This window comes from Kitasatospora sp. MBT66, assembly GCF_000710405.2.
In the GTDB taxonomy this organism is placed as follows: Bacteria; Actinomycetota; Actinomycetes; order Streptomycetales; family Streptomycetaceae; genus Kitasatospora; species Kitasatospora purpeofusca.
The window spans coordinates 1,395,372-1,404,859 of sequence record NZ_JAIY01000010.1; the positions used below are offsets into that span (position 1 = coordinate 1,395,372).

Sequence of the window (9,488 nt, forward strand, 5' to 3'; positions counted from 1 at the left end):
CGGCGGGCCGCCGGGTCGGCCGGATCCGCCGGGCGTCCGGCGCTCGACTCCCGGGAGGCGACGGTGGACCGGCTGCGCTACCGGTTCGCCCGCACCATGGGGTTCGACACGGCGGAGCTGGACGTCGCCGCGTCGCTGGTCGGCCAGGGCCTGGACTCGGTGATGGCCATGCAGATCCGCGGCCTCGTCGAGTCGGACTTCGGGCAGACGCTGCCGGTCGCCTCGATGTTCAACGGCGCCAGCGTGGAGAGCATCGCCGACCGGCTGATGGCCGGGGCCGGCGAGGCCGGGCCGGCCGGCGCCGAGGGGAGCGAGGCGGACCGGGAGGCGCCGGAACTCGTCCGCCACCCGGCCACCCGGGACGTGGTCCGGCTGCTCCGCGCCGAGCAGCAGGGCACCCCGGGCGTCACCCACCACATCGGGCTGGCCGTGCAGTTGTCCGCCCCGACCACGCCGGAGCGGCTCGCCGCAGCGGTCGCCGCCCTGGCGGGACGGCACGCCGCGCTGCGGACGGCGATCGTGCCGGACGCCGAGCACGGGCAGCAGCTGGAGGTGCGGCGCGGCGTCCCCGACGGGCTGCTGCGCTGGTCGGCGGTGGCCGAGGACACCAGCGTCGACGACCGGCTGCGCGAGCTGATGGAGCCGCCGTTCGACCTCGCGACGGCCTCGCTGTGGCGGTTCGAACTGCTCGCCCGCCCCTCCGGGGAGCAGGTGCTGGTCTTCGGCGCGCACCACGCGGTCTCCGACCTGGCGTCGCTGATGGTGGTGGCGCACGAGCTGGACGCGGGCCTCGGCACGGACCGGGACACCGGCCCGGACACCGCGCCCGCCGTCGTCTCCAACCGGGACATCGACCTGCTGCTGCGCGCCCAGGCGGCGCGCCCGGACGGGGACCGCAACCCCTCGTCCGACTGGCGCGCCGACTTCACCGGCGCGCGGCGGCTGGACCTCGAACTGGCCCACCCCCGCCCGGCACAGCGGTCCTACCGGTCCGCCACCCACCTGGTGGAGCTGCCGGCCGAGCTCCAGGAGCGGGTGGCCGCCGCCGCGACGGGGCTGGGCATCACGCCCGCCGCGTTCTGGCTCGGCGCGCTGACCGTGCACCTCGCCCGGCTGCGGGAGCGCGACCGCTTCGTGCTGGCCGTGCCGGTGGACACCCGGCTGCACGTGGGCGCCCTCGACGCGGTCGGCTACTTCGGCCTGCCGATCCCGTACGCGGCCGAGGTCGGGGCCGGCGAGTCCGCCGCCGAGGTGCTGCGGCGCACCGACGGCCGGCTGACCCGGGTGCTGGAGCAGGGCGTCACCTTCTTCGACGTGATGTCCGCCCTGGTCGAGGAGGGGCTGTACCGCAAGGACGCGCCCCTGGTCGAGGTCTACTTCAACTACATGCCGCCCCAGGCCGGCGCGTCGGGGGGCCTGCGGATCCTGCCGGCCGGCACCGGCTGGTCCGACCTGGACCTGATGGTCACCGTGATGCCGGGGCTGGGCAAGGTCGGCCTGGAGTACAACGCCGACGTCCTCGACGACGCGAGCTGCGCCGAGCTCGGCCGGGGTCTGCTGGCCCTCGCCGCCGACATCACCGAGTCCCCCGACACCCTCGTCGCGATACCGGAGAGCACCGACGTGAGCACCGAACCCGTTCCGGCCGGACAGGTCGCCGTCGCCGCGACCTTCGCCCTCGGCAACCTCCCGGCGATGCTGGGGGTGGCGCTGGAGGACGGCGCCGCCGAGGGCGGCCCCCTCGCCGTCGCCGAGGCGCCCTACCACCAGGTGCTGGCGAGCCTGCACGACCCGGGCAGCGTGCTCGCCGAGCCGGCCACGGTGGCCGGGCTGGTGCTGCTGCGCCCGGGTGACCTGGTCCGCTTCGCCCCGGGCGACGAGCAGTTGCTCGACCAGCTGGCCGAGGAGTACCCGGCCGCGCTGGCCGCCCTCGCCGAGCGGACCCGCAAGCCGCTGGTGGTGGCCTTCCTCCCGGAGCGGTCGCCGGACGAGCGGCTGCGCGGGTGGGAGCGGCGGGTCGCGGAGCGGCTGGCCGACCGGCCGGGCGTCGCGGTGCTGGACTCGGACCTCTGGCTGGAGGACTTCCCGCCGGACGAGGTCTTCGACGACCACACCGACCAGCTCGCCCACCTGCCGTTCCAGGAGGAGTTCCAGGCCGTGGTGGCGCTCCAACTGGCCGACCTGGTCGGGACGGTGCGCCGCCGGGCGCCCAAGGTGATCGTGGTCGACGGCGACGAGACGCTGTGGAGCGGCATCGCCGGCGAGGCCGGGCCGGAGAACGTCGACCTGACCGGGGCCCGCGAGCTGCTGGCCCGGCGGCTGCTCCAGTGGCGGTCCGCCGGGGTGCTGCTCGCCCTGGTCTCCAACAACGACGAGGCGACGGTGCACGCCGTCCTCGACCGGCCGGACAGCCTGCTGCGCCGCGAGCACTTCGCCGCGATCTCGGCGGCCTGGGAGCCCAAGTGGACCCGGATCGCGCGGATCGCGGAGGAGCTGCGGCTGGGCCTGGACAGCTTCCTGTTCCTCGACGACAACCCGGTGGAGATCGCCGGGGTGCGCGCCCAGCTGCCCGAGGTGCTCTGCCTCACCTGCCCGCCGGCGGCCGAACTCGACGGTTTCGTGCACCGGTTGTGGCCGATGACGCCGATCGCGGCGACGGCCGAGGACGCCGCCCGGGCCGCGTTCTACCAGCAGGAGCAGGTGCGCGACGAGGCCCGCGCCCAGTTGGGCTTCGCCGAGTTCCTGGAGAACCTGAAGCTCGAACTCGACATCGTGCCGGTGTCCGCCGAGAGCGCCGAGCGGACCGTCCAGCTCAGCCGTCGCACCAACCAGTTCAACCTGCGGCCGCAGCCGCTGGACGCGGCCGGGCTGGACCGGCTGCGGCAGGACGGCGGCGAGGTCTGGACGGCGACCGCCCGCGACCGCTTCGGCGAGTACGGGCAGATCGGCGTCCTGGCGGTCCGGCCGGACGGGGACGCGCTCGAACTGGTGGCCTGGATGATGAGCTGCCGGGTGCTCGGCCGCGGGGTCGAGGACCGGCTGCTGCAGTGGCTCGCCGACCGGGCGGAGGCCCTCGGCCTGGACGCCGTGCGGCTCGTCGCCGACCACACGCCCCGCAACATCCCGGCCCGGCGCCTGGTCTCCCGCCTCGGTGGCGGCGAGGTCGAGGCACCGCGGCTGGAGACGGTGGTGGCGTTGAACCAACTCCGGGCGTTCCGCTCCTGGGACCTCGGAACCGATATCGCAGCGGAGGTCAGCAATGCCTGAGGCGGGAGGCGGCAGCAGCCGCAACCCCAGTGTCAACCGCCGTCCCGAGGAAGAGGTGATCGAGCGGCGACGGCCCGGCCGGGCCCAGGCGTCCGACCTGCTGGCCCGGCTCCGGAAGCCGGCCGCTCCCACCACCGCCCCGGCGGCCCCGGCGGCGGCCCGAGCGGCGGGGCCACGCGGTGTCGACCAGGTCGCGGCGGACATCGCCGCGCAGGCCGCCCGCTTCCTGCCGGGCGCGTCCACCGGGGTGGAGACCGACCTGTTCGACGCCGGCCTCTCCTCGGTGGACGCGGTCGAGCTGGTCGCCCTGATGGCCCGTGAACTGGACGTCCGGGTCAGCCTGGACGACCTGTTCGCGGACGCCCGGCCGCGCCGGCTGGCGCAGCGCTGGGCCGCCGCGGCCGGTCTGCCGGTCACCGGGGCCGAGGCCGCCGCCCCGGCGGCGACCGGGACCGCCCTGGCGCTCCGGTCCGGCCTGCTGCCGGCCGACGACCACCGCGCGTCCGCCCCCCAGGCGCACGAGGACATCGCGACGATCCTCGCCGACCTGGCGCTGGCCGACCGGCTGCCGTTCAGCCGCCAGGCCGAGCCGGCCGAGCCGCGCCGCATCCTGCTCACCGGCGCCACCGGCTTCCTCGGCAGCCACCTGCTGCTGGACCTGCTGCGCGCGGGCGACGCCCACGTGGTCTGCCTGGTGCGCGCGGCCGACGACGCGGCCGCCGAGCAGCGCCTCGCCGAGGCCCTGGCCGGCTACGACCAGCCGTGGTCCTTCGAGGTGCGCCGCCGGGTGACCGTGCTCGCGGCCGACATCCGGCAGCCGCGGCTGGGCCTGTCCGAGGAGCGCTGGGAGGAGCTGGCCCGGGACGTCGACTCGATCGTCAACGTCGCGGCCGCCGTCGACTTCCTGCGCGGCTACCCCTCGCTGCGGCAGACCAACGTGCTCGGCCCGCTGCTGCTGGCGGAGCTGGCGATGACCGGACGGCCCAAGCCGCTGCACCACGTCTCCTCGGTCGCGGTGTTCAACGAGGTCGGCATCGAGAAGATGGGCGAGGACGACCCGGTCGCGCACATCGACCGGCTGTTCGCGGGCTACGACAAGTCGAAGTGGGCGGCCGAGGCCGTGCTGCGGCGGGCCCGGGAGCACGGCCTGACCGTGACCTTCCTGCGGCCGGGCGCGATCGGCGGCCACACCCGCACCGGCGTCTACAACCCGGCCGACCTCAGCACCGGACTGATCGGCGCGATCTCCCGGTTCCGGACGGTGCCGGCGTTCAAGTTCCTCAACCTGGCGCCGGTGGACTGGATCAGCCGGATCACGGCCGCGATCGTCTTCGACCCGAAGGCCTGGGGCCAGAACTACAACCTGACCGGCCGGGCGGAGACGCTGCCGGAGCTGGTCAAGGACATGAAGCTGGCCGGGATGAACGTCCGGATCGCCGGCTGGAAGGACTGGCGGGACGACCTGCTGCGCCGCCAGGAGACCGACCCCGTCCCCGAACTCGACTTCCTGGTCCGCATCCTGAGCAGCCCGACCGCCGTCAAGCTGTTCGAGGCGCTGATGTTCGGCCCAGAGGCCGGCTCCGAGCGCACCGAGGCGTTCGTCGCCCGGCACCGGCTGCCACCGGCCGAACGCTACGGATCCGAGGCCCAGTTGAAGGCCTTCGAGCGGATGGCGGAGAACGGCGTGGCCCGCCTCCCCAGCCGCGAGGACCCGCCCTACCTGTCCTTCCGCGAGCGGATGAAGGGCCAGGTCGGCCCGGTCGGCGAGGAGCGCGACAGCAGCTGCCGGCTGGCGTTCACGCTGTCCATCGCGAGCATGTACCAGGTGGTCCGGCACCGCCGGATCGACGTCCGCGGCCAGGTGGTGTGCGAGCGGATCCACCCCGAGCCGCTGACCGTGGTGGAGGGCGAGATCCAGGTCCGCCCCGACGAGGGCGTCCCGCGCCTGCACAGCAACGACCACCCGCTGCTGCGGTACCGGCTGGTCCTGGAGGACCGGGACGGCAACCGCTGGTGGCTGGAGGGCTTCAAGACGGCGCGCGCCCGGCGCGACCTCTGGAAGCAGACCCGCACCCTGGACATCGCGATCGGCCGCGAGGGCGAACCGGCCGTGCTGGCCGGTGTGGTGAAGGTGCCGGGCAGCAGCTTCCTCCCGGACCAGATCGACGGGATCCAGGTCGACCCGAGGCTGTCCTCGCAGGAGCAGCGGCTCGCCAAGCTGGCGTGGCTGTCGTGGTTCTTCCTGCAGATGGGCGCCGGCCTGGCCGAGCCGTCGCTGCGGGCCGCCGCCGAGCTGCTGGACCTGCGCCGGGACGCGATCGACCGGGACAAGGACAAGCTGGCACGCAAGATCAGGAAGCTGATGATCCAGAGGGAGCAGAACCGATGACCCTGAGGCCCCTTCACCACCGCCTCGGCGAGCGGGTCGAGGACATCCCCTTCACCGCGTCCGACGGCACCCGGCTCGGCCTGACCCGGGTCGTCCCCGACGGCGGCGCCGGCGAGCGTCCGGCCGTGCTCGTGCTGCACGGCCTCACCGCCTCGGCCGACATGTTCACCCTGCCGGAGACCCGCAACCTGGTGGACGTGCTGCTGGACGCCGGCTACGAGCCCTGGCTGCTGGACTGGCGCGGCAGCTGCCGCCTGCCGTACAACGAGGGCCGGGTCCGGTACAGCTTCGACGACGTGGCCCTGTACGACATCCCGGAGGCCGTGGCGCTGATCCGGGAGCGGATCGGCGGACGCCAACTGCTCTGCGTCGCCCACTGCATCGGCGCGCTCTGCCTGTCGATGAGCCTGGCGGCCGGCCTGGTCACCGGACTGGACGGGATCGTCGCGCAGGGCGTGTTCCTGACGCCCAAGCTGTCCTGGAAGACCCGGGCCCGGCTGCACTTCGGCGGCGAGCTGCTGCGCTCGCGCTTCGTCAACATCCCGACCGACTTCAAGAAGGTCGGGCTCTGGTCGAAGCACTCGCTGATCTTCGCGGAGGTCTCGATCGGCGCCGAGTGCAAGGACCCGACCTGCCAGATCCTGCACAACGACTCCTGGGGCGTGGGCGGTTCGCTGTTCGAGCACGACAATCTCGACACCCGGACCCACGACCGGCTCGCCGACCTGTACGGCACCGTGCCGATGTGGATCCTGCCGCACCTGCGCAGCGTCGAACTCGCCCACACCATGCTGCGGTTCAACGACAACGACGGCCGCTACGACGCGCTGCCGAAGAACGCGCTGGACAACGCGGGGAAGATCGAGGCGCCGCTGATGCTGCTGTCCGGCAGCGACAACCGCTTCTGGTTCGACTCCAACAAGATCTGCCACGAGATCCTGACCGCCCGGTACCCGCAGTTGGACGTCCGCTACGTCGAGGTGCCGGGCTACGGCCACCTGGACACGTTCATCGGCCGCAACGCCGCGCTGGACGTGTTCGGTCCGATCGTGGACTTCCTCGACGAGTGCCGGACCGTCAAGGCCGGCCGCTGACCACCGGGGCGGTGGCGTCCCGTCGCGGAGGCGCCACCGCCCCGGTCCCCCGGACCGCCGTTCCACGCCGGCCCCGATGCCTGCCGGCGTGGAACGGCCGTTTTCCGTTGCTGTTCCTTCGACTTCCGCGCGCGGAAGTCGGGTAGAGGAGAACGATGACCTCGATGACCTCCGACACAACGCGGCCGGCCCCGGCCACCGGGCCGCCCGGCCTGCGCCTGGTGATGCCCGTCGTCATGCTCGCCGTCTTCACCGTCCCGCTGTCCGTCTCCGGGACGGCGGTCGCGCTGGGCGACATCGCCGCGGACCTCGGGTCGTCGTCCACCGGCGAGCAGTGGGCCCTGAACGGCTACAACCTGACCTTCGCCTGCGCCACGCTCGTCTGGGGCTCGGTCGCGGACGTCATCGGACGGTGGCGGGCCCTGCTGATCGGCCTGCTGACCTTCGGCGCCGGCTCCGCGCTCAGCGTCCTGTCCTCCGGCTACCTGCTGCTGGACGCCTCCCGGCTGGTCGCGGGGGTCGGCGCGGGCGCCGTCTTCTCGGTCGGCTCGGCGATCATCTCCACCAGCTTCACCGGCGAACGCCGCACCCGGGCCTTCGCCCTGCTGGGCGCCGTCGCGGGCCTGTCGCTGGCCTTCGGCCCGTCGCTGTGCGGCCTGTTCACCCAGCTCGTCGGCTGGCGGCTGGTGTTCGGCTTCCAACTGGCCTGCCTGGTGGTCGCCTGCGCCGCCATGCCGCTGATCCGCCGGGCGACCGCCCACGGCACCCGGCGGACCGCCCGGATCGACGTGACCGGCGCGGTGCTGTTCTGCGCGGCGACCGGCCTGCTCCTCGGCGGCCTGGTGCTCGGCTCCCAGACCGGCTGGCTGTCCCCGCAGTTCCTGCTCTGCACGGCCGCCGGCCTGGCCGGCTACGGGCTGTTCGCCCGGCAGGAGGCCACCGCGCCGACCCCGCTGCTGAGCCTGCGCACCCTGCGCAACGCGCGGTTCTCCGGGATGACGCTGGTGATCGCGGTGGCGTCGTTCACCTTCACCAACGCGGTCGCCTACATCCCGGTGTTCTTCCAGGGCGCCTACGGCTCCTCGCCGGGCGAGAGCGGCGCCCTGCTGATGTTCATGACCATGCCGGTGCTGATCGCCCCGCTGCTCGCCGGCCGGCTGGTCGCGCGCGGCGCCGCCATGGACCGGATCCTCGCCTGGAGCATCGGCCTGCTGGTGGTGGGCCTGGTCCTGGCGGGCGCCGCCGCCCCGCAGGGGCTCGCCTGGATGGCCCTGCCGCTGGTCGTCGTCGGCGCCGGTTTCGGCCTCCAGGCCGGACTGGTCGACGGCGAGGCGCTGGCCCAGGTGCCCGAGCACGAGGCCGGCATGGGCGCGGGCTGGATCAACACCGTCCGCCTCGGCAGCGAGGCGATCGCGGTGTCGATGTTCGGCTCGCTCTTCGCGAGCTTCGTCGGCACCGCGACCCACGCCTCGGGGCGGGGCTTCGCGGCGATCACCATCGGCTCCACCCTGCTGGCGGCGGTGATCGGTGTGCTGGCCGTCCTGCTGCTCCGCCGCGGCGCGGCGACCGCCGCCCCGAACCCTGCCCCGGCTGACACGTCGGCCCCCTGACCCGTCGGCGGGTCGGGGGGCCGGGGCGGGGGCCGGGGCACCGGAGCGCCCGGGGCCGGCCGCGTCAGCGGGTCAGGCTGGCGCGGTAGAGGGAGCGGACCAGTTCGGTGTCGACCTCGGGGTGCGGGTCGTTCTCCAGGTTGCCGCTGAGTCCGGCCACGAAGGTGTCGATGTCCCGCTCGGTGTAGCCCTGTTCGGTCAGCGAGGTGGCCAGGCCGGTGCGCGCGAGCAGCGCGTCCACGGCCGTGGCGGCGTCCCGGTGGCCCAGGGTGTCCCCGATCGCGTCGAAGGCCTCGTCCGCGAAGGGGCGGGCGCTGCGCAGCCAGGCGGGGTAGAGCAGGGCCAGACCGCGGCCGTGCGAGAGCGGGTTGCCGGCGACGGCGCCCATGGCCTGCTGGAGGCGGTGCGGCAGGCAGGTGCTGACGGTGGTGACGTTCACCCCGCCCAGCAGGGCGGCCAGCGCCATCGCCTCGCGGGCCTCGGGCGTGGCCGCGCCGCGGGCCAGCCCGGGCAGATGGTCGCGGACCAGGGCGAGGGCCCGGTGGGAGTACGCCCGGCTCTGCGCGGTCGCGCGCCTGGCGACCGCGCCCTCGACCGCGTGGGCCAGGGCGTCGAAGCCGCTCTCCAGGGCGACGGCGACGGGCAGCCGGTCGGTGAGGTCCGGGTCGACGAGCGCGATCCCGGGGGCCACGTCCTCGCCGCGGATGCCGGACTTGAAGCCCCGCACCACGTCGGTGACGATGGCGCCCTGGGTGACCTCCGAGCCGCTGCCGGCGGTGGTCGGGACGGCGACGACCGGCAGCGCGGCGGCGGAGCCGGGCAGGGTGCGGCCGATCAGCTCGCGCACGGTGTCGGCGTCACCGGCGACCGCGACGGCCTTCGCCGCGTCGATGGCGCTGCCGCCGCCGAGGCCGACCACCAGGTCGCAGCCGCTCGCCCGGGCGAGCGCGAGCGCCTCGTCGATCTCGTCCGAGCGGGGGTTGGCGCTGATCCGGTCGAAGACCGTGACGGCGAGGCCGGCGGCGGTGAGCGAGCCGAGCGCCCGGTCCAGGATGCCGGTGCGGCGCATCGCGGTCCGGCCGCAGACCAGCAGGGCGTGGCCGCCCAGCGGGGCGGCGAGCGGGCCGA

Annotated in this window: 5 protein-coding genes; 4 read left to right on the forward strand and 1 reads right to left on the reverse strand. The window is 74.4% G+C overall.

Annotation, left to right across the window (positions count from 1 at the left end; translation table 11 throughout):
• From BI06_RS51365 to BI06_RS30660, 4 genes are all read left to right on the forward strand, one after another.
• On the forward strand, positions 1 to 3,267 hold a 3,267-nt coding region (locus BI06_RS51365), incomplete at its 5' end, for an HAD-IIIC family phosphatase (RefSeq protein ID WP_043472910.1).
• Positions 3,260 to 5,656 (forward strand): thioester reductase domain-containing protein, encoded by a 2,397-nt coding sequence (locus tag BI06_RS30650; protein WP_043472912.1) that lies wholly within the window; start codon positions 3,260 to 3,262, stop codon positions 5,654 to 5,656. The genes BI06_RS51365 and BI06_RS30650, both read left to right, overlap by 8 nt.
• Positions 5,653 to 6,750: an alpha/beta fold hydrolase gene (locus BI06_RS30655; protein WP_030398386.1), complete on the forward strand. Its 1,098-nt coding sequence runs from the start codon at positions 5,653 to 5,655 to the stop codon at positions 6,748 to 6,750. The genes BI06_RS30650 and BI06_RS30655 overlap by 4 nt, the downstream gene beginning before the upstream one ends.
• A gap of 164 nt (positions 6,751 to 6,914) precedes the next feature.
• Entirely contained in the window at positions 6,915 to 8,360 is a 1,446-nt protein-coding gene (locus tag BI06_RS30660; RefSeq protein ID WP_158516478.1) for an MFS transporter, read from the forward strand.
• Positions 8,361 to 8,424: 64 nt separating this feature from the next.
• On the opposite strand, the gene BI06_RS30665 is transcribed toward BI06_RS30660, so the two are convergent.
• Positions 8,425 to 9,488, reverse strand: a 1,064-nt coding sequence (locus tag BI06_RS30665) for an iron-containing alcohol dehydrogenase (protein ID WP_043472916.1), incomplete at its 5' end; no start/stop codon positions are given.

What these genes read in the sequence shown, in the direction of transcription:
- BI06_RS30660 (WP_158516478.1), top strand. Translation starts at nt 6,915, where the DNA reads ATGACCTCCGACACAACGCGGCCGGCCCCGGCCACCGGGCCGCCCGGC.
- BI06_RS30655 (WP_030398386.1), top strand. Translation starts at nt 5,653, where the DNA reads ATGACCCTGAGGCCCCTTCACCACCGCCTCGGCGAGCGGGTCGAGGAC.
- BI06_RS30650 (WP_043472912.1), top strand. Translation starts at nt 3,260, where the DNA reads ATGCCTGAGGCGGGAGGCGGCAGCAGCCGCAACCCCAGTGTCAACCGC.